Source organism: Lapidilactobacillus mulanensis (assembly GCF_003946215.1).
GTDB classification, from domain to species: Bacteria; Bacillota; Bacilli; order Lactobacillales; family Lactobacillaceae; genus Lapidilactobacillus; species Lapidilactobacillus mulanensis.
Genome location: NZ_RHOW01000008.1, coordinates 13,431 through 33,334 on the forward strand (window position 1 = coordinate 13,431; position 19,904 = coordinate 33,334).

Here is a 19,904-nt window from a genome sequence, read left to right on the forward strand (position 1 = left end):
CGATTCATTTTTATTCCATTGGGGCTTCTGGTGCGGCATCCAAATCGGAATCCGCATTGTAATACGAAGCTTCGATCCGCTTGAATGAACCGGGTTCGATTTGATCTAACGCTGTTGCAATGGTATCCAGCGAAACTTGATAATTGAATTCTTGACTGTAGATCCGCTTAGATTCGGCAGCCGCGCCGGCCAAAGTTTCATTGCCATAAGTATATCGATTCGCATACTGCAAGGCTTGTTCAGTCAACACAGCCGCATCTTTCATATCCTTGGCTTTTTGCGTCAACGTATTCAGATCTTCTTGGGTCATGATCAATTGTTTCGTGATATCTTCAATATTGATCTGAACCTGATTTAGATTATCATCCAATTTGGCGACTTCTTCACGAACCATTGCGAAATAATCGGTGAAATCTTTCGGTAAGCCAGGCAAATGTGCTTGCTCAACATCGCGTTGAATATTCTTCAAGTCGATTTCAAATTGAGTAACACCTTGTTTAGCAACCTTTTCACCTTCGAATAGACCAGACACGCTATCATTGATCTGATATTGTTTCTGTTCTAACTCGCCCAAACGCTTGGCAATCGCTTCAAAGCTATCAAACGTTTCGGTATAAATGGCTTGGTGATCGGCAATATCTTGAACTTTACGGTCAAATTCTTTTTGCATGTCGGCAATTTCGGATTGCATTTGCCGAGCATCTTCTAATTCATTATGAGTTAATACATAGCTTTGATTCAAATGATCCAATGACATGATCAAATTAGTGACCTGCACGCTAGAATGATTGAGATATTCGGCGGCCTCTTTTTGAATCTTGGCGACTTTCTTCTTAGCGTCCAATTCGTTTTGCAAACGATCATAGAGTTCATCTATGGATTTGACAATACTCTTATTATTCTGCTCAACAACTTGTAACTCAAGCTTGCCCAAAGCTGTCAACGTCACCGCGATCTTGTTGTGAACTAACGCGATGCTCTCCAGGATTCCAGGATCAGCAAAGCTATAATGCTCAGTCCGCATTTTTTCAAAAAAGGTCTTAATCTCAGATAATTGATCTGGAAATTCGGTGATCAATTCATGATAACGAGGTGGAATCCGTTTCAAAACGTCCGACAAAATGTTGAGCTTCTTCGCGATGTCAGCCAAAACTTGCTTGGCTTCCAAATGATCGCCGGCACTCGTTAATTTGCGAACCGTCTCGAATTGCTTGTCAACATCGCTCAAACGATCCTCGAATTCGTCAACAGAATCACCATAATCAAACGACTTGGTCAAAACTTCCTTGCGCATCTCACGATATTGCTCGGAAAGTTTCTCGCCTTGAATCTTATTCTGCTCGCTACTCTTGACCAACTGATCCAATGAATCGATCACATCTTGACTGTCAGACTGCGTTTCTTTCAACTGCTGTTCTGAAGTCGTGATCAACTTGTCTGATGAAAAAATCTTAAAATTTTGGTTTGCTTTTTCGGCATCAAACATATTTTGGTAAAGTTTACCAAACTTGTTATTGATCAAATCATAATAAGCCCCACGCCATTTTTCCAAGCTTTTATGACTTTCACCAGTCAAATTCATCGCATCCAATTGCTCGATGGTCTTGTAAATCGGCTGGCTCGTCATCGCTTCGAAATCTTCGTTCAGTTTATTGATTTTCTTCTCATTTTGACTCCGTCGCACCGCAGCATAAAGCGCTGCAGCAAGCACGATGATCAAAATCCCTAAAATAATAAAAATCCAACTTTGCACAATAAGTACACCCCTACAAACAAAATACTTGCAACTGCTTTCAAAGTAATGTAATAAAACATCTGTTAGTTAGAATTATAGCAGATTTACGCAACAGTCCAAGACGAACAACGGGAAAATATAAATTATTTAAGGTTAATTTAACAAGCTGCGGAGAAAGATGGGTTGAAAGCAATGACTAAATCGGCAATAACTAAAATCTTGGTTTTAAGATTTAAGTTATTGTCATTTAGACAGTGCTTTCAATCTTTCGAAGCGCGATTATACTGCGAAAGATCACGGGTTGGCAGTGAGCATTAACTCTAACTAATGCCTAAATTTGCTTTTAAATTTTGGCATTAGTTAAGTTAAGCGGAACTGACAGTGATCTTGAGCGCATTTAAGCTGCGAGTCAACACGCTTTTATAAACATTGTGGTATGATAAAACAAATTATTTGATCAAGGAGATCATTATGGACGACTTAATTTTGCAACAATTTGATGCCATCTTTGCTGACCCAGAATACCAAACCGATAATTCGGTCGCGATTCTCGCCAACAGTAGTGCGTTGATCAATCAGCTGGTGCCCGACTTGAATTGGGCGGGCTTCTATTTGTGGAACGAGGCACATCAACAGCTTGAACTCGGCCCCTTCCAAGGAAAAATTGCTTGTTCAAATATTGCCTCTGCAACCGGTGTTTGTGGAACAGCATACGCGCAACAACAGTCCGTGCGAGTTACGAACGTGCATGAATTCTCCGGGCATATCGCCTGCGACGCCGCAACAAATTCAGAGCTGGTGATTCCGCTGACCATTGGTGACCAACGACTTGGCGTTTTAGATCTCGATTCACCGAAACTCGCCCGTTTTTCGGCAACCGACCAAGCCATTTTAGAACAATTAGCCACAAAAATCGCCACGATGATTGCGAACTGATTGCCTAAAGTAATGAGCCACCTGCAGGATCGCCGATTTTGCCAAATCGACTATCCCCAATCCGTTTCAGCAAATCCATTTCGCCAAATCGATAGCTGTTTTTATTTATTTGCAAGAATTCATTTTTTGCTGTTGATACGTTAAAAAGTCGGCCTGAAATCGGCCGACTTTTTTGATCCCGTTTTAATTAACGCACCCTTATTTTGATCACTGTTTGCACAAAAAAAGCCGTTAATCTGCAACGGCTTTTTTTCATTAATTATTCGTATCCTTGAACACGTCGCGACCCTTGACAAAGTAATCGACGCCGGAGTATATCGTGAAGAACAGGCAAATGTATAACAAGATCGACCCGATCGGTATTGAGATTGCCGTGAAGAAAACATCGTTGAGCAATAAGAATACGATCGACAACATTTGCGTCGTCGTCTTGATCTTGCCTGGCATTGCGGCGGCCATGACTTGACCATCCTGTTCAACGATCAGCAGGCGCAATCCGGTCACAGCTAATTCACGACAGACAATGATTGCAACGACCCAAGCCGGTGCTTTGCCTAGGCTGACGAGAAAAATAAAGGCCGTCATGACTAACATTTTATCTGCTAATGGATCGGCAAACTTACCAAAATTAGTCACCAAATGATCCTTCCGGGCAATTTTACCATCCAGCAAGTCTGTTAACGATGCCACGATGAAGACAATTGCAGCGATCAACTGAGGCACAGGAATATCGGCGCCACCAATTGTAACTTGTCCCCACTGCCACTCAACCGCGAGTAACAAAATGAAAACAGGAATCAAAATCATTCGAAAAACGGTTAACTTATTCGGTAAATTCATTGCTTAATAACCACCCAATTATTCAGAATCGCTAGAAGATTCGATATTAAACGTGTATGTCTGTACGACAGAGGTTGAACTTCGCAACGAGACGTCTTTATTGTTGATCTTCAGACTGATCTCTGGTGCATTACCAGTTTGTACCTTGATCGAAGTGACATCGGAACTCAACGCCACGTCATGTGACTCACCAGAAGACAACGTACTCTGCCAACTATCACCAGTTCCACCAGTTAAAGTGACCATCACCCAGACACGGCCGGTTGCATTCAAGGTCAATTTGCTATCACTTGCAGGCAAATGTTTGATCGTGAAAGTATTGGTGCTGCTATCATCCTGTGAAATCGCCAGGCTAGACTTCTTAGAAGAACTTTTCGAGCTCTTCGAACTAGACTTCTTGGAAGAAGATTTCTGACTTGATGAGCTACTAGATGATTTCGACGAAACGACCTGTGAACTTTCATCCGGAATTTGTGTCTTCGGCTGACTAGCCACGCGAACCGCATAAAAATATAAACTGGCGATCACGATCAAAGCGACTAAACCAATGATGATCTTGCCCAGATTGTCACGAAACCAACCACCAATAGAATGATTGTCTTCATGTAAAGCACGCGTTTTATTTTCAATTGAATTTTCAGCATAATCTGTGGGCTGAGTTTCAGGAATAATATCATGATACTCATCCAGCAGATCGGCACTGTCTAACCCAACGGTTTCAGCATACTGTTTAATAAATGCACGCACATAAAAGTCACCGGGAAGTTGATCAAAATTGCCTTCCTCGATCGCAATCAGATAGCGTTTCTGTATTTTAGTTATTTGTTGAAGATCATCTAAGGTGTACCCTTTCTCAATTCGAGCACTCCGTAATCTCTTACCTACATTGTCCATTTAAAATTCACCACCAACTATTATCGTAATCATTATATCATAACCCAGTTGGCCGACCAATTAAGATTATCTTATTATTGGCCGACTTTCTGAAATTTTTTCCAGCGATAACCTATTACTTTAATTTAACTACTTCAGCCAGCCGCCATCAACATAAAGGGTCTGACCCGTTAAATAATCGGCAGAAGGCGCCAACAAATGGGCTACCCAAATTGCGATTTCTTCTGGATGTGCCAAACGTCCGACGGGAATTTCCGCCTTCAAGTCGTCTAGATCACTTTCAGAAAATTCGGCGTTCATTTGCGTATCAACTGCGCCAGGGGCGATCACGTTAACCGTTAGGCCATTTGCCGCCACTTCGCGTGCGTAGGCGTTGACAAAACTAGACTGCGCGCCTTTGACAGAACTGTAAGCCACTTCCATCGCGCTGCCCACGCCACCATAAATCGAACCGATCAAAACGATTCGCGCGTGTTCATGATGCTGCAAGTGCGCTTGGGCGGCCTTGATCAGGCTCATCGGCGTCAGCAAGTGAAGCTGAAATAAATTGAGGGTATCTTGAGCCGTCGTTTCGGCAAACAACCGGTAAGTCGTCGTTCCTTGCGCGAAAACCAGCGCCTGATAATCACCGCAGTCCAATAATAGCTTTTGGAAATCTTGATCAGGTTGACAAAAGTCCATTTGCAAGGTTTGAAATTCTTGCCGTGGATATTTCTGACTCAGTTCTGATAAACCAGCCGAAACAACGTCCTCGTGATGAAAATACTGCATCACCAACGACCAGCCATCTGCCGCCAATTGTTGACAAGTTGCCTGACCAATATTGCCAGACGCACCGAAGACAATGGCTCGTTTAAATGCCGTCATCGCTTTTTTCACTCCTTAACATGACATAACTTGCTTCCGTTCCCTGTTGCAAAAATTGTTGCACATTGGCCAGACTTTCTGAGGCCTGACGTTGTTGTAATTGTTGCTTGAATTTAGACAATGGCCAGTCGTAGAACGCCAACTCCACACTTTCTTGCCCAATGCCATCCACGTCATCTTCACTAAAGATGAGATTGCCCAACATTTCTTGCCGAACGATCTCAAAGTTTTGCAGATCCGCCATCGATAGTTGCGTTAAGACGGTCGTTATTTTAGCACGCAAGGTTTCAGGCTCAGGTGTGTTGGCCGTGAAAATCAAATGATTATTTCCGCGTTCGACCGTGGTTTGAAATTGAAAACTATCGTTGATCAGTCCACTGTTGCGCCATTGTCGATAGAGTTTCGCGGTTTCGCCAAACAAAGTGGTCAACACTAATTCTAAATCAATTTGCAGCGTGATTACCTCGGTCAAATTACTGATTTGTTGTCCGCGCCAACCAAATGCCATTTTGTCAACTTGAATCTGGTCATCGGTTTCCGTTCGGTGCGCAATCGCCGTATTTGCAACGGGTTGACTGGCTGGTAAAAACCGCACGTGCGGATCAGTCGGTAAGTTGTTCCAAGGATTCTTAGTCGCGCGCCAATAATCGGATAGATCACTTTTTGAAAAATCAGCAACCACAACCAATTTCATATTGATGGGCTGGTAGAAAGCGGCGTGTGTGGTTAATAACGTTTCCGCATCGATGTTACGCAGTGATGCTGGTGTTCCGGCAATATCGACTGCCATCGGCGCATCCACGCCATAGAGTGCCTGCAATAAATTGTTTTCAAGCCGATAATCTGGTTGATCTTGATATAAATTTAATTCTTGCGTAATGATCGCCCGCTCTTTTTCAACGCTATCAGGCTGAAAATACGGCGCACTCACAAGTTCGGCCAACAAATCGAGATTGGTCGTTAACTGAGTCGTGCTGCTGAAAAAATAGCCGGTTTTTGACGGGCTCGTAAATGCATTGGTATCGGCATGATTCCGCGCGAAACGTTGACTAATGTCGCCAGTCGCCTTATTGAAAAGTTGGTGCTCAATAAAATGCGCCGTTCCTGCTGGCACTTGTACGGTTTGCCACTGATCATCGACCAAACGTTGATAGGCTTGGTCGATCCCACCAATATCGACCATCACGATCCCAAACTGTTTCACAAATCCAGGCTTGTCGATCAATTCCACATCGAGACCATTAGCCAGTTGAAATTTTTTTGTCATTTTTTATCCTCTTGATTCAAAAGTTCGGTCACAACTTTCAAGTGACACTGACCCGCAATCTGCATCACCTGTTCTGCGGTGATAGCGCGAATAGCGCGGGCAAAGTCGGCCTGATCACGCTGACGCTCAGGAAATAAGGCGTCGGCAAATAATTCCATGGAACGCGTTCGCGGCTGATCTAGTGCTTGTAACTGTTCATTGATCAAGTTTTCTTTTTCCAACGCCAATAATTCTGGATCGATTTTTTCTGTTGCCGTTTGGAGTACCAAGGCGATATCTGCCTGGGCAGCTTGTGTTTGTTGACGATCCACGCCAGCCTCGATCACTAACCAGCCTAGAAACGAATCATAATTAGCGCCGATGTCATAGGCCAGACCACTTTGCTCGCGAACTTGTCGGAACAATAGTGACTGTTCATCGCCACCGAGAATTGCCACCCACAATCTCAAAACATCGCGTGCTTGTTGACTCGCTAAATCTGGCAAACTGTACGCTAAACTCAGATGAGTTTGTTCGCCGACCACTTCTTGTGTGACTGTTTGTGTTTGCGTCACACCGAAATTAGTCAATTGTGGCTCAGGCAGCTGAACTTGTCTAGGTGCGAATGACCAGTCACTAAGCTGTGCATCCGCTGGTAAGTTTTGCCCGTAATCAACTAATTCGATTTGCCAGTGTTGCAGGATCCGCTGATACAGTTCCACTAATCGATCATAATTAATCACTGCTAATTCAGCTAAGTTACCGATTCGTGGCGTCTTCAGTTCAGTTTCATCAAAAAAAGCGTCCTTCGTCAATGCGTAGGTCTGAAAATCATGATCTGTTTGTAAATCTAGTAATTCTGTTTTCAACGCCTGATATTCAGATTGATAAGTCTGGATACCAAAATGAGCCGCTCCAATAAGCGGCTCAAAAATAATTTGTTTGATCAAATCTAAGCAACGTTCCCCAATTTTACCATCGGTTTGCGGATCGACGAAGCTGATCTCCACGACCAAATCGCGCCAACGTCCATAATTCTGATGATAAACTTGTAGATTGGCGCCGTATAGTTGTGCCAAGACGAGACTGAGTTCATCGCTCTGCGGATATTTCTGACAACCATGTGCCAACATCCAAGTCAAAAGTGTCATCTCGGTGTTGGACGCAGCATCTATCGGCCCGACAAAATGACAAGTCAACATATTCGTCCGGAACTTGCTAGCACGACTAATTGTCGCTTCAACCCCTGTTGTTATCGTTGTTTTCACAGTCAACCCTCATTAAGAAAGATAATCTTGTCCTTGATCCGGTGCAGACGCGCTCGGATTAAAATACTGTTGATAATTTTCAGTGCCCCAGAGAACTTGGCGCCCTTTACTACCTTCGGGCGGTCCCACGACACCAACTTTTTCCATGTCTTCAACGATCAATGCCGCTCGATTGTAGCCGATGCGGAAACGACGCTGAATCATAGAAGTGCTGGCCTTTTTCTCTTGGATGACGCATTCAACGGCCTCTTGGAAATGTTCGTCATGTTCTTGCTGCTGATCATCTTGTGACACATCATTAACGTGCGCGATTAAATCTTCATCGTAATCGGCGGTCTGCTGATCCTTGACAAAATCGATAATTTTTTCGACATCAGTACCAGAAATATACGCACCTTGAATTCGAACCGGTTTAGATAAACCGACCGGTGAAAACATCATGTCACCACGCCCAAGCAATTTCTCGGCACCATTCATGTCCAAAATCGTCCGGGAATCGATCCCACTCGAAACGGCAAAGGCAATTCTTGATGGAATATTGGCCTTGATCAGACCAGTAATAACATCCACAGATGGACGCTGAGTCGCAATGATCAAATGAACACCTGCGGCCCGGGCCTTTTGCGCCAAACGGACGATCGAGGTTTCGACTTCATTGCCAGCAGCCATCATCAAATCGGCTAACTCGTCGATCACCACGATCATGTATGGCATTTCTGCCATCATCGCATTGTTTTTATCGGAATTGTTTTCGCGGACCTTGGCATTATATTCGCCAATGTCACGCACACTTGCGGCTTCGAAACGTTGATAACGATCTTCCATTTCGCTGACCGCCTTATTCAAAGCATTCGCTGCTTTTTTCGGATTGGTCACAACTGGCAATAATAAGTGGGGAATATCGTTATAGACCGAAAGCTCAACCATTTTCGGATCGATCAGCATTAACTTAACTTCGTTCGGCCGGGCATGCATCAAGATGCTGGTGATGATCACGTTGATCATGACCGATTTACCACTACCAGTTGATCCGGCAATCAGTAAATGCGGCATCTTAGCTAAATCGGCGGTCACCACTTCACCCGTGACGGATTTCCCAAGTGGCACTTCGAGAATCTTGCCTGGGTGCATCGGTTGTTTTTCAATGACTTCTCGGAACGAAACGGTTGCGACTGTTCGGTTAGGCACTTCGATCCCAACGTAAGGTTTACCCGGAATTGGTGCTTCGATACGAATATCTTTAGCTGCCAAGGCCAAGGCCAAATCATCGGCCAAGTTGACAATTTTATTAACTTTAACACCGAGGCCAGGTTTAACTTCATACTTCGTTACGGTCGGGCCTAAGTCGGCGTGGATCACTTTAACATCGACACCGAAACTCTTGAAAGTTTGCTCCAAAGTTGCCCGGTTCTTCTGAATCAACGACACTTCCCCACTTTGATCAGTAGGTGGGATCACACTCAACAAGTCTGAGGTTGGTAATTGATAATTGGCATAATCTTCATGCGCTGGTTCAGCAGGCTGATTAGGTTTCTCATCAGCATCCGGTTTATCAACGTTGGGTTGCTGAGCAGGCGATGATGTCGAAGTCGTCGCTGGTACGTCAGCGACCTTTTTCGTTGGATTCGCTTGGTCTGTAATTGCCGCGCCGGTTGGTGAAAAATGAACATCAAAACCGTCGTGTGGTTGCGGCAAGCCTTCGTCTGTCTCTGAACCAAAATCGATCGATTTAGCTTGGGTAGGCGTCGGCTTCGCAGATGTCGTCGTCACAGGTGCAGCGCCTTTAGCAGTCGCTGCTAAATTAGCGTCGTGCATCACTGTATCGACAGAGTTCTGACTCTTATTACCTTGATCAACACCACTGACTGAGAAAGAATCATCTTTTGCCGGCATTGCGGGTTGGTCTTTCATTTCTGATTCAGCATCAGGTTCATCGAAGAAACGTGGACGCAATGTCTTGGTTTTTTGTGCCAGGCTAATAACACCAGTCTTGATCTTAGCAATGCCGCGTTGTAGAAACGCCAAGATATCGCGTAATGGCAACATCGTAAACATTAACAGACCAATAATGATTCCCAGAACAGAAATTAAAATTGTCCCCCAGTTACTGAGCAAAAAATAAGTGGCACTATACAAATAGCCACCCGTCATCCCACCGGCAACGGACTCAGTGACACGACCTCGCTTGAAGTCTGCCTTCAACAACGTCCACAAAATCTGTGCAAACTGGCTGTGAATATTAAGGTGATTAAAAAAGATTTCAGTATTCAATAATAGCGTGCTTAAATAAACGACGATCATCCCTGCGAGTCGGCGGAACGGTAGATCATTCGGCCAATGCCCTAACACGAGCAAATAAAGACCGACCATCCCGAAAATCGTCGCGGCAATTAAATCAGTATCGCCAACGAAAACCCGAAATAGATTGGCGAAGAGGTTACCTAAATAACCCCACCGAAAAATAGCCAGAATTGCGATCAACGCAAAGACGAGGCCAACAATGTTGAGTTGATAAGTATTTTTATTTTTTTGTCGACGTCGTTTAGAATTTGTCGTTTTACGACGTTTTTTTTTGGCTTTTGCCATTTAACAACTCACCTTTCATTCATTGACAGAAGCACATGAATCTAGCACACAATCAAATAGGCGTGTTGTCCTATTTTAATTTATCGTGTTCATAGCGATGTGACAGCTCAAGACCCGCAAAACTTTGTTGACGCAAGGCTTCATAGATCACCAACGCAGCGGTATTCGATAAGTTAAGTGCCCGTACTTTATCTGTCATCGGAATGCGCAAACACTTTTCTGTGTTTTCACGCATAAAATCTTCTGGCAAGCCTGTTGTTTCCTTACCAAATAAGAAATAGTGATCTTGCGCAATATCAGAAAAATTCTGATCACTGTATACTTGTGCCGAAAACTTCGTGATCAAATATAAATATTTCTGATCTGGAATAGACTTCAAAAAGTCATCCAAGTCATCATGATAAACAATTTCAACATTATCCCAGTAATCTAAGCCGGCCCGTTTCAAATGACGATCATCCGTTTGAAATCCAAGCGGACGGATCAAATGTAATACCGTTCCTGTCGCCGCACAAGTCCGCGCAATGTTACCTGTATTTGCTGGCATTAATGGTTCAAAAAGTGCTATATGGTTAGTCATTTTCATACCCCGATCTCGATTAATAAATGATAACTTATTTCAGCCGGCATCAAGCGGCTGATCCGTTTGCAATCAAAAACTATCAACTGCTATTCTAACATAGTTTCTTTTTATAAAACTAGGGTCTTCAGTAGGATTAACCAATCATTAAACAGTCCGCGATGTCGATTAAAGTTGCCCTGTGACCATTCAAACGATAACCCGCTGGAACCCCTGTTTCTCAGTTTGAAAAATTTAGGCAGCTCAGTTTGCAATACATGCTAGCCTTTAACTTTACTTAGACGCCGAATTGAATGATAATGATAATAGCAATTATTTAATTTTAGGAGGTCGAAATTATTGGTAAGAAAATATATTTCTGAATTTTTGGGAACGTTTTTCCTAGTCATGTTGGGGACAAGTGCGGTCACGATCGCGAAGGGTGATACTTTGACGATCGCGTTGGCATTTGGATTGGCCATTACAATTTCTGCATATGCATTTGGTGGTATCTCAGGTGGCCATTTCAATCCCGCCGTCACGACTGCGATGTTGATCAATCGGCGGATTTCCGCAACTAGTGCCGTTGGTTACATTGTTTCTCAATTTCTCGGGGCAACCGTCGCTTCAATTTTTGTCAAAATCTTTGTTGGTGCTTTGAATTTGCCAACGAACCAATTAGGACAAACTGATTTTCCCAAGATTTCCATGGGCGTTGCCTTCTTAGTCGAAGTATTGGCAACCTTCATGTTCTTGATGATCATTATCAATGTGACGAGCAAAGATCATGGCAATAATGATTTTGCAGGTCTGATCATTGGACTCTCGTTAGCAATGTTAATTATTTTCGCGTTGAACTTGACCGGTGCTTCATTGAATCCGGCTCGTTCATTTGGACCCGCGATTCTCGCCGGCGGTTCAGGCTTGAAACATCTCTGGCTCTACATTGTTGCCCCAGAAGTTGGCGCAGTGCTGGCCGCTTATTGCTCAAGATTATTCCTCGGTTCCGAAGCTTAGCAATCGATTTTCAGAACGTGATCACAGCCCTAACAGCTGTTATGATCACGTTTTTTCTTTCCTCAAAATCGTTGACCACTTGAATTATCTGAAAACGAATTGCACGTTCAACATTATTTTCACACAAAAAAATGTAGTCCCTCGGTTTTACACAGCGAGAAACTACATTCATAAGGTCTTAATCGAAACTTTTAGCAAAGGATAGCCCTTGATAAAAGCGCGACGACAACCTTGAAAATAATATATCACTTGATGCTGTAACTTACAAGCCAATTGCTTAAAAACTTGTTTACTTTTTGATGACAATACCGTTTAGGGACTGAAAGCCGAAAATTTTCTGGTAATTTGCTTATTATTTGTAAGTAGATGATAGACGTGTTAAAATTAATGCACAAGTTTGTAGACTCTAATTAATTTGCTGGCAATTTCAAGGAGAAGTTATGGCAAAAAAATCAAAAATTGCAAAAGAACTCAAGATCGAAGCAACCGTTGCACGCTACGCTGAAAAACGTGAGGCGCTAATTCTGGCACACGATTATGCCGGATTGAGTCAACTGCCGCGCAACGCATCACCAACTCGCATGCACCACCGAGACGAACTCGATGGACGTCCCCACGCTTACATGCGTAAATTTAAAATGTCGCGACTTAATTTTCGTCAACTCGCACACAAGGGTCAGTTACCCGGTGTTCGCAAAGCTAGCTGGTAAATTTTCGTTGGTGCTGACAATCCAATAAGGTGACGTTTGATGTGCAAATTTTATTTTTAAATTTGCACATTTTTATTACCTAGCAGAAAATTTTAAATTATTGGCCAGATTCATTTTTTTATCATACTTTTACGCTATACTAAGGCTATCAAGTTGAAAGCGAGTGACTATGTTGGAGATTACTTTAACCAAGGTCCATGGTTCTGATAATGAATTCTTCATTCTTGACCAAACCAAATTAGAACGTCCATTAACCGATCCAGAAATCATATCGATCACACAAAGAGTTAGCGACCGCAAAACCGGCCTCTGGAATGGCGCGGATGGCGTACTTGTCGTCGAATCACCCACGCATGCCGGCCCGATCGGTAAAATGCGCGTGATCAATGCAGACGGCAGCGAAGCTTCAATGTGTGGTAACGGTATTCGCACCGTCGCCCGCTATTTAGGCCAAGCACATCAACAATCAGATTTCAAAATTGAAACGATGTATGCTGACTTGCTCGTCAAACAAGCAACGCCACTTGCACCTGGCATTAAAACGTTCCAGGCAGAAATTTCACCGATCAGTTTTGCGGCGAAGGATTTAGGCTTGCATTGGCAAGATCTACCCGAATTACACCATCAAAAAATCGGCGCGCTCTCCGATCAATTGTTTTTCACGGCGGTTGCTGTGCCTAACCCACATTTGATCAGTTACGTCGATCACGAAACACTCGTTGGTCCAGAACTGGGCAGAATCGCCAGTTATTTAAATAATGGCGACAATCCCATTTTCCCCAGTGGTGTCAACGTTAGTTTCGTCGAAGTCTTAGGCGACAATCATTTATTTGTGAGAACTTATGAACGCGGCGTTGGTTATACTAACGCGTGTGGCACGGGGATGTCCGCGTCAAGTCTCGTCTATGTATTGGAGCAAGGTGGCCACTTCGAGCAAGAATTAACGATTCAAAATCCCGGTGGCATGGTCAAAACTATTGTCCACGAAAATACCGATCCTGCGCGTCATTCGAAATATTGGGTCTCATTAGTCGGCAACGCGACTTTCCTAGGCTCAACAACCGTCACCCTGGATCAACTCAATGACCCACAATTTGATTTAACGAAAGTGGATTTCGCAGATACCGGCGAACAAGTTCAGTATCGTAATTTTGTCGCTTCACTCAATATTTAATCGTTCAAAAACGGAGCCGTTCCGAATCTTCAAGCACACAGCCCTAACGCCACCAACAAAATGAGCCGTTAAATTCCAGTTCACCACAATCAAGCTAACAAGCTACAAAATAAACGACCCAACCGAAATCTTTCCGGCTAGGTCGTCTTTTTGCGTAAAGAGAGAACAGATGCAATTTGTTTAACCTTACTAATATCTAACACCTCAAGCTATTTTTGTTACAAGTACTCAATCTGTTACACAATCTTCTGTATCAGCTTATTACTGTCCGCATACATACGACTTACTTTAACACTACGGCTTTCTAAGTCTGCTGCTAAATTGGTACTTGCTGGTAGCACTGCCATCATCATAATGATGAACTTCTAGCAACCACTACCAATATTTGTTGGTATCCGAAACGTGCTTATGACACACCATCCCGAATCTAAACTTCCGTTGACTAACTTCATCAACAGTTTTTATCACGGTGTTTCAACTTCAAACACACTACTTACTTCTTCGGTTCAAAACCTACTTAGATCTTCAATCTGTTGGATCTTAAACCTTGATGCGATGATGCAATCAAGAGTTCTAACTGTTCTGCCCTTCAGGCTCTACAGGTAACTCTTAACTTGAAACCCACTCAACTTTGGCCTTCGTTGAGTATCACTTGACCGATGATCATCAGTTCTAATTGTGCTAGTTTGGTAAACTACCATTGACTAGCTGTGCACCTGTTCCTCTTTACAAGTATATAGTATCATCCGCTGTAACCGGTTGCAACTAATAAGCCTCCGAAATTTTTAGCTTATTTTTCGCGTTAAAAAAAACTAGCTGAACTTGATTTAAGCCCGCTAGTCACCCTATTTGATTATTCGACGCGATTGATCGGCGAACCATTTTTAGCAAAGTTAAAAATATTGTCGATCGAAATTTTGACCATGTTTTCGACCGCACCTAATGAATGATAGGCAATGTGCGGAGTCATGATCACGTTGGGCATTTGCTGCAATTGTAAATAGTGAGGCTCGCTGGGTTGCTGACCCGCTTGAATTTGCGCTTCTATTTCTGCTTCGTATTCAAACGTATCGATAGCAACGCCACTTAATTTTCCGGCTCGAAGCGCCGCAATCAACGCGTCAGTATCGATCAAGTTACCACGCCCGGTATTAATAATGATTGCATTGTCCGGCAACAGTGCAATTCGTTGGGCATTCAGTAAATGATCGTTTGCTTTGATTCCCGGAACGTGTAAAGTCACAATATTAACTTGGCTCAACAATTCTTCGATATTCGCCGCATACGTCAGCCATTCTGGTGAATCTTCGCTAGGATGAGGATCAAAGGCAACGACCTTCGCACCAATTTGATGCAATAATCTGGCGGTCTCGAAACCAATATGACCCGTGCCAACCACACCGACAACTTGAGCGCTTAATTGACGCCCAACCATTTTCTGAGCGGCTGTTAACTCACCGGCAGCAGTGGCCAGGTCCATTTCTTTCGTGCGTCGTAATAAACGCATCGCATTCATGACCACAAATTCGGCCAGCGTGTTCGGCGAATATGAGGGCACGTGACTAACTTGAATGCCATATTTCTTCGCCGCGGCAAAATCAACATTATCCGTTCCCACGTTGCGCAATGCTAGTAAGCGAATGTCGAGCGCGGCCATTTTGGCAAACAATGCCTCATCATATGGTCCTGTCTGCAACGTGCTGATGGCTAGACTACCAGCCGCCAAATCGAGATTCGCGGCACTCGCCCACGCCTCAACGATATTCAGTTCGAATTGTTGTTCACCTGCTAATTTCTCTAAGAAAAATTTTTCCGTTTGATTCACACCAAATGCTGTTATTTTCAAATTAAAACGCTCCTGACCTCTTAATTTTTTAAATAGTGAGTTCGATCAACGATACTGACGTTGGTGAGCTGTGATCCCAGTTAAATGAAATTCGGCGAGCGGCGAAACCGGTGCGATCTCTAGGGTACTACCATCCGTCGGCAAAGTCTGCGCAAACATCTGCTCGTATTCTTTGACGGTCAGTTGCTGGCGGCGATCTAATAAATCGGCCACGTTAGTCAAACCGGCCATTTGTTGATAACCACTTTGAATTTCACCACTGAAAAATTCGCCGACCGCACCAGATCCATAACTGAATAAGCCTAGTTTTGTCGAATCAGCTAACTGCGCATTTTGCAATAACGACAACAGGCTCAAATATAATGAGCCCGTATAAATATTACCGACGCGCCGATTATAAATGGTTGCCGTTTCGAATTTTTGCAATAAACGTTGTTGAACGTCCTCGCTAGCATCCGCCGTCATTTGCCTCAATCCCTTCAATCCAAGTTTCGTATAAGGAATGTGAAATAACAGCGCCGTGAAATCAGTCAGCTGTTCTTGCGTCTTCGTCTGGTATTCACGCCAAACGATCTCCAAGAATCGCAAATACTGCTCGGTCGAAAATTTACCCTTAGCAAAAGCCGTGTCAGAATAATTGGGACGCCAAAAATCCATCACTTCTTCGCTGAAGTAGGCACTGGGTTGATTCAGCACCAAAATCCGCGGTGCCCGCGTGACCAACATGGCGACTGCACCGGCACCTTGAGTTACCTCGCCAGCAGTTTCAATGCCGTAACGCGCAACATCGGAAGCGACGACTAAAACTTTTTGGCTATCTGGATGCGCCGTTAAATGGTCGTACGCCATCTGTAAACCAGCGGTGGCCCCATAACATGCCTCCTTGATTTCAAACGCACGAGCAGCCTGACTGAGCCCTAATAAGCGTTGCAAATACAACGACCCCGCCTTAGACTGATCGATCCCACTTTCACTGGCAAAAATAACCAAGTCGATTTGTGCGCGCTCCTCTGCTGTCAAGATCGGCGCCGCGGCATTTGCGGCCATGGTCACCACATCTTGATCTGCTGGCAAAATGGTTTGTTGATCCTGACCAATACCAATTTTGAATTTATTAGGATCAACTTGACGAGCTTGCGCCAAATCTGCTAAATCCAGATAGAATTCAGGCGTATAAAAACCAATTTTATCGATCCCGATTTTTTCAAAACTCATGCTTAATTAACCTTCATTTCTTAATTGTTGGAGTAACTTTTTCGCAAGCGTTAAATCGGCTTGCGAAACTTGATTCAACTTTTCGTGCAAAACTTCAATTTCATCACCAGTTGCGCCAGCCTGAATGGCTAAATTCGCCGTTTGCAAATGCATATGACCGGCTTGAATGCCGTTAGTCACGAGCGCGCGCAAGGCCGCCAAGTTATTGGTCAGACCGACACTGGCGATGATACTCATTAAATCTTTAGCTGAGGGATTGTGTAATAATTCGAGGCTGATCTGAGTCGCTGGCAAGGAATTGATTGCGCCGCCAACGCTGCCGATCGGTAATGGCAAAGTTAGACTGCCACGCAATAATTGTTGTTCATGATCCAATTGCCACTGCGATAAAACCGGTGTTGATGTAGTTTGCAAATAATGACTCACACTCGCGCTAATGGCGCGTAAATCGTTGCCAGTCGCTAACGCTACCGCGAAAACGCCATTGAGAATGCCTTTATTTTCAGTCACCGCTCGATCTGGGTTCAGAGTGGAAAAATGATTGAGTTCGGCGATTCTGGTCGCGACTTCCTCACCCGAAAGTTGATCGGTTGCTAACTGCGACCAGTTCACCGCACACTCGATGGTTACCGTCATTTTTTCGCCAGTATTACTTAAAATCGCCGTCAAAATGCGTTCATCATCTTGCAAAACTGCCACCTGCAAATATTTCGCCACGGCTTCCGCGATCGTATTGGCCATGTTGGCACCAAAGGCGTCTACCGGATCGATCCACAACGCCAACTCTTCATAGCCTTCGGGCAGCTGATTGTATTCGATTTGACGCACCCCGCCGCCGCGACGAACAAGGCTAGGACGTGCAGAAATTGCAACGCGCTTAATTGCAGCCTCCGCATTTGTTAAACGTTTGGTCAACTCATCGTGATTGGTGACACCGTGAATGATCACCTGTGCTTTTAGTAAATGTTCGGACGCAACGGTTGTGAATCCGCCACTGCTCGCCACACGTTTGGCACCATTACTCGCCGCCGCGATCACAGAAGGCTCCTCGGTCACCATCGGCACGAAATAAACCTGACCATCGATCAAAAAATGATCGGCGATCCCAAACGGTAAATTAAATTGGCCAATACTGTTTTCCACCATCGCATTGAGGATCGATTCGTTTAATGCTGGCTTTTCCAGTAAGTACGTGTAACTTTCCGCCGTCAACTGACCACCTTCTCGTAAAGAAGCCAATCTTTCTTGGCGCGACAACTCATAAAATTTCATTATGCTAAACCTTCTCGATTTAAATGAACGGCGATACCCTGACCGCCACCAATGCAAAGCGTTGCCAATCCATGAGACAACTTTTGGCGCTGCATTTCATGAACCAAGGTGGCAATCAACCGCGTCCCTGTGGCACCCAGTGGATGACCCAAGGCGATCGCGCCACCAGAAATATTTAATTTGTCTTCAGGAATTTTTAACCCGTCGCAAACGGCGATTGCTTGGGCAGCAAAGGCCTCGTTTAATTCAAACAGGTCAATTTGATCGACGTCTAGTTTTGCCGATGCCAGTACATTCTTGACCGCTTGAATCGGCGCAACGCCGAAGTCAGGCGAAGCAACTCCCACTTCAGAAAATTCACCGACAAACGACATGATCGGCCAATTTTGTTCGTGGGCAAACGTTTCGGTCGTTAATAAAACCATGCTGGCGCCATCGTTTAGCGGCGAAGCATTGCCAGCAGTGATCGTCCCTTCTAAATCAAAAGACGTCCGCAATGAAGCCAACCCCGCAAGCGAGGTAACTGAGCGCACGGACTCATCTCGCGTGATCCATTCACCATCAACTTCGATCGGCACGATCTCGTCAGTAAATACGCTTGATGCGATTGCAGCGGCCGCTTTTTGTTGCGAGTGTAATGCATATTCATCCTGTTGTTCGCGCGTGATTTTTTTGTTGGCAACCATTTCTTCGATCTGTTTACCCATGGCTTCATGCGTCATCGCGTCGGTCAAACCGTCCTCGAAGAGACTGTCGGTCAAAACACCCTGACGATCAACTGCTTGCTTTTTCTCAGGCCGTTGCAACAATAATGGCGCGTTGGACATGCTTTCGATGCCACCCGCGACAATGACGTTTGCCTCACCAGCCAATAAACTCAGCTGTGCAAAGTGCAACGCCTTCAAACTCGACCCACAAACATCATTGATCGTCGTTGCGGTCACTTCGTTTTCGAGACCACTTCGAATCGCAACTTGTCGCGCAGGATCTTGTCCCAACCCCGCACCTAAAACATTGCCGATCAAAACTTGATCGATCCGTGATTTAGCCGCCGGAATTTCAGTTAACAATCCTTGCAAACAGGCCACGCCGAGATCGACGGCACTCATTTCTTTGAACTGTCCACGAAATTTACCAATTGGTGTCCGTTTTGCTGCAACAATGACAATTTTTTCCAAAAAATAAAACTCCCCTTGTTTAATAAATGATTCAAGTCTTTACCACTCAGCTAAAAACTGCTAGCCTATAGAATAACCGAAAAAATAAATTTTGTCTTGCGCTAAGATTTATTTTAAACGAATATTATAACTATGCTGCTATCACAATGGTAACCAAAAAGTTATGGAGAAATTATGTTAGTCCTCGATTTTTTACAACTAATTAATGATATCAATAAAAATACCCAATTTTTCTATCGGCACGATCAAGAGATCCGCGCCCTTACTTTAGTTCGCGTCGAAGCCAATGACGGCCAGTCGCGATTGGTCATTGCCACTGCTGTTCGAGAAAAGTCGCTGCATCAGTGGGAGCTGCTCGTGTTGCTTAACCAATCTGATTATCGCCAACTGCCAATCTATTTAGAAATCGACCAGCACCAACAGGCCGTCTTTGGATTTAAATTAGCGGATGGTAAAGCTTGGCTGCGTTAATCTTGAAATACTAATCTACCTGCGGTCGAAAGCGCTGGTGCAGGCAGGTCTGTGGCTTGTGGGACCGCTCTCCACTTTTCCAAGTGCGGG

Annotated in this window: 17 protein-coding genes; 5 read left to right on the forward strand and 12 right to left on the reverse strand. The window is 44.2% G+C overall.

Going from position 1 to position 19,904, the window contains the following annotated elements; all coding sequences use genetic code 11:
• Nucleotides 1-10: 10 nt before the first annotated feature.
• A complete protein-coding gene (gene ezrA, locus EKM67_RS03095) occupies nt 11-1,753 on the reverse strand; it encodes a septation ring formation regulator EzrA (protein WP_164506543.1) in 1,743 nt (580 codons plus the stop codon).
• Nucleotides 1,754-2,206: 453 nt separating this feature from the next.
• Here ezrA and EKM67_RS03100 point away from each other — a divergent pair, with 453 nt between their 5' ends.
• Nucleotides 2,207-2,671 carry a GAF domain-containing protein gene (locus tag EKM67_RS03100; RefSeq protein ID WP_125577201.1) on the forward strand — a complete coding sequence of 155 codons (465 nt, stop codon included), beginning with the start codon at nt 2,207-2,209 and terminating at the stop codon, nt 2,669-2,671.
• 255 nt (nt 2,672-2,926) lie between these two features.
• Here EKM67_RS03100 and pgsA read toward each other — a convergent pair whose 3' ends face one another.
• From pgsA to trmL, 7 genes are all read right to left on the reverse strand, one after another.
• Nucleotides 2,927-3,511, reverse strand: coding sequence for a CDP-diacylglycerol--glycerol-3-phosphate 3-phosphatidyltransferase (pgsA, locus tag EKM67_RS03105; protein ID WP_125577203.1), 585 nt, complete (start codon nt 3,509-3,511; stop codon nt 2,927-2,929).
• A gap of 18 nt (nt 3,512-3,529) precedes the next feature.
• Complete coding sequence (locus EKM67_RS03110; protein ID WP_125577205.1) at nt 3,530-4,405, reverse strand: helix-turn-helix domain-containing protein; 876 nt, start codon at nt 4,403-4,405, stop codon at nt 3,530-3,532.
• Nucleotides 4,406-4,534: 129 nt separating this feature from the next.
• A complete protein-coding gene (gene ymfI / locus EKM67_RS03115) occupies nt 4,535-5,272 on the reverse strand; it encodes an elongation factor P 5-aminopentanone reductase (RefSeq protein WP_125577207.1) in 738 nt (245 codons plus the stop codon).
• Nucleotides 5,259-6,539, reverse strand: coding sequence for an EF-P 5-aminopentanol modification-associated protein YfmH (yfmH, locus tag EKM67_RS03120; protein WP_125577209.1), 1,281 nt, complete (start codon nt 6,537-6,539; stop codon nt 5,259-5,261). The genes ymfI and yfmH overlap by 14 nt, the downstream gene beginning before the upstream one ends.
• Nucleotides 6,536-7,786: a M16 family metallopeptidase gene (locus tag EKM67_RS03125; RefSeq protein WP_125577211.1), complete on the reverse strand. Its 1,251-nt coding sequence runs from the start codon at nt 7,784-7,786 to the stop codon at nt 6,536-6,538. Before EKM67_RS03125 ends, yfmH begins: the two co-directional genes overlap by 4 nt.
• A 12-nt stretch (nt 7,787-7,798) precedes the next feature.
• On the reverse strand, nt 7,799-10,372 hold the full coding sequence (locus EKM67_RS03130) for a DNA translocase FtsK (protein WP_125577213.1): 2,574 nt from the start codon (nt 10,370-10,372) through the stop codon (nt 7,799-7,801).
• A gap of 70 nt (nt 10,373-10,442) precedes the next feature.
• On the reverse strand, nt 10,443-10,952 hold the full coding sequence (trmL, locus tag EKM67_RS03135) for a tRNA (uridine(34)/cytosine(34)/5-carboxymethylaminomethyluridine(34)-2'-O)-methyltransferase TrmL (RefSeq protein ID WP_125577215.1): 510 nt from the start codon (nt 10,950-10,952) through the stop codon (nt 10,443-10,445).
• Between the two features lie 339 nt (nt 10,953-11,291).
• Here trmL and EKM67_RS03140 point away from each other — a divergent pair, with 339 nt between their 5' ends.
• From EKM67_RS03140 to dapF, 3 genes are all read left to right on the forward strand, one after another.
• Nucleotides 11,292-11,948, forward strand: a complete 657-nt coding sequence (locus tag EKM67_RS03140) for an MIP/aquaporin family protein (RefSeq protein ID WP_125577217.1) — start codon at nt 11,292-11,294, stop codon at nt 11,946-11,948.
• Between the two features lie 440 nt (nt 11,949-12,388).
• Entirely contained in the window at nt 12,389-12,658 is a 270-nt protein-coding gene (gene rpsN / locus EKM67_RS03145; RefSeq protein ID WP_125577219.1) for a 30S ribosomal protein S14, read from the forward strand.
• 172 nt (nt 12,659-12,830) lie between these two features.
• The gene (gene dapF / locus EKM67_RS03150; protein ID WP_191986402.1) at nt 12,831-13,832 is read left to right on the forward strand and encodes a diaminopimelate epimerase; all 1,002 of its coding nucleotides are present in this window, start codon (nt 12,831-12,833) and stop codon (nt 13,830-13,832) included.
• A gap of 853 nt (nt 13,833-14,685) precedes the next feature.
• Here the strand turns inward: dapF and EKM67_RS03155 are convergent.
• Genes EKM67_RS03155 through EKM67_RS03170 form a run of 4 tightly spaced genes read right to left on the reverse strand, consistent with a single transcriptional unit; the run spans nt 14,686 to nt 19,343 of the window.
• Complete coding sequence (locus EKM67_RS03155) at nt 14,686-15,678, reverse strand: NAD(P)-dependent oxidoreductase (RefSeq protein WP_125577223.1); 993 nt, start codon at nt 15,676-15,678, stop codon at nt 14,686-14,688.
• Between the two features lie 45 nt (nt 15,679-15,723).
• Complete coding sequence (locus EKM67_RS03160) at nt 15,724-16,893, reverse strand: hydroxymethylglutaryl-CoA synthase (protein WP_125577225.1); 1,170 nt, start codon at nt 16,891-16,893, stop codon at nt 15,724-15,726.
• A 6-nt stretch (nt 16,894-16,899) separates the two neighbouring features.
• Nucleotides 16,900-18,165: a hydroxymethylglutaryl-CoA reductase, degradative gene (locus EKM67_RS03165; RefSeq protein WP_125577227.1), complete on the reverse strand. Its 1,266-nt coding sequence runs from the start codon at nt 18,163-18,165 to the stop codon at nt 16,900-16,902.
• Nucleotides 18,165-19,343: a thiolase family protein gene (locus EKM67_RS03170; RefSeq protein ID WP_164506544.1), complete on the reverse strand. Its 1,179-nt coding sequence runs from the start codon at nt 19,341-19,343 to the stop codon at nt 18,165-18,167. Before EKM67_RS03170 ends, EKM67_RS03165 begins: the two co-directional genes overlap by 1 nt.
• Nucleotides 19,344-19,517: 174 nt before the next feature.
• Between EKM67_RS03170 and EKM67_RS03175 the strand changes: the two genes are divergently transcribed.
• Complete coding sequence (locus tag EKM67_RS03175; RefSeq protein WP_125577231.1) at nt 19,518-19,814, forward strand: hypothetical protein; 297 nt, start codon at nt 19,518-19,520, stop codon at nt 19,812-19,814.
• The last annotated feature ends 90 nt before the right edge of the window (nt 19,815-19,904 follow it).

Bases quoted from the DNA above. Each gene is read 5' to 3' on its own strand.
- EKM67_RS03100 (WP_125577201.1), top strand. From the start codon at position 2,207: ATGGACGACTTAATTTTGCAACAATTTGATGCCATCTTTGCTGACCCA.
- pgsA (WP_125577203.1), bottom strand. From the start codon at position 3,511: ATGAATTTACCGAATAAGTTAACCGTTTTTCGAATGATTTTGATTCCT.
- EKM67_RS03110 (WP_125577205.1), bottom strand. From the start codon at position 4,405: ATGGACAATGTAGGTAAGAGATTACGGAGTGCTCGAATTGAGAAAGGG.
- ymfI (WP_125577207.1), bottom strand. From the start codon at position 5,272: ATGACGGCATTTAAACGAGCCATTGTCTTCGGTGCGTCTGGCAATATT.
- yfmH (WP_125577209.1), bottom strand. From the start codon at position 6,539: ATGACAAAAAAATTTCAACTGGCTAATGGTCTCGATGTGGAATTGATC.
- EKM67_RS03130 (WP_125577213.1), bottom strand. From the start codon at position 10,372: ATGGCAAAAGCCAAAAAAAAACGTCGTAAAACGACAAATTCTAAACGA.
- trmL (WP_125577215.1), bottom strand. From the start codon at position 10,952: ATGACTAACCATATAGCACTTTTTGAACCATTAATGCCAGCAAATACA.
- rpsN (WP_125577219.1), top strand. From the start codon at position 12,389: ATGGCAAAAAAATCAAAAATTGCAAAAGAACTCAAGATCGAAGCAACC.
- EKM67_RS03160 (WP_125577225.1), bottom strand. From the start codon at position 16,893: ATGAGTTTTGAAAAAATCGGGATCGATAAAATTGGTTTTTATACGCCT.
- EKM67_RS03165 (WP_125577227.1), bottom strand. From the start codon at position 18,165: ATGAAATTTTATGAGTTGTCGCGCCAAGAAAGATTGGCTTCTTTACGA.
- EKM67_RS03175 (WP_125577231.1), top strand. From the start codon at position 19,518: ATGTTAGTCCTCGATTTTTTACAACTAATTAATGATATCAATAAAAAT.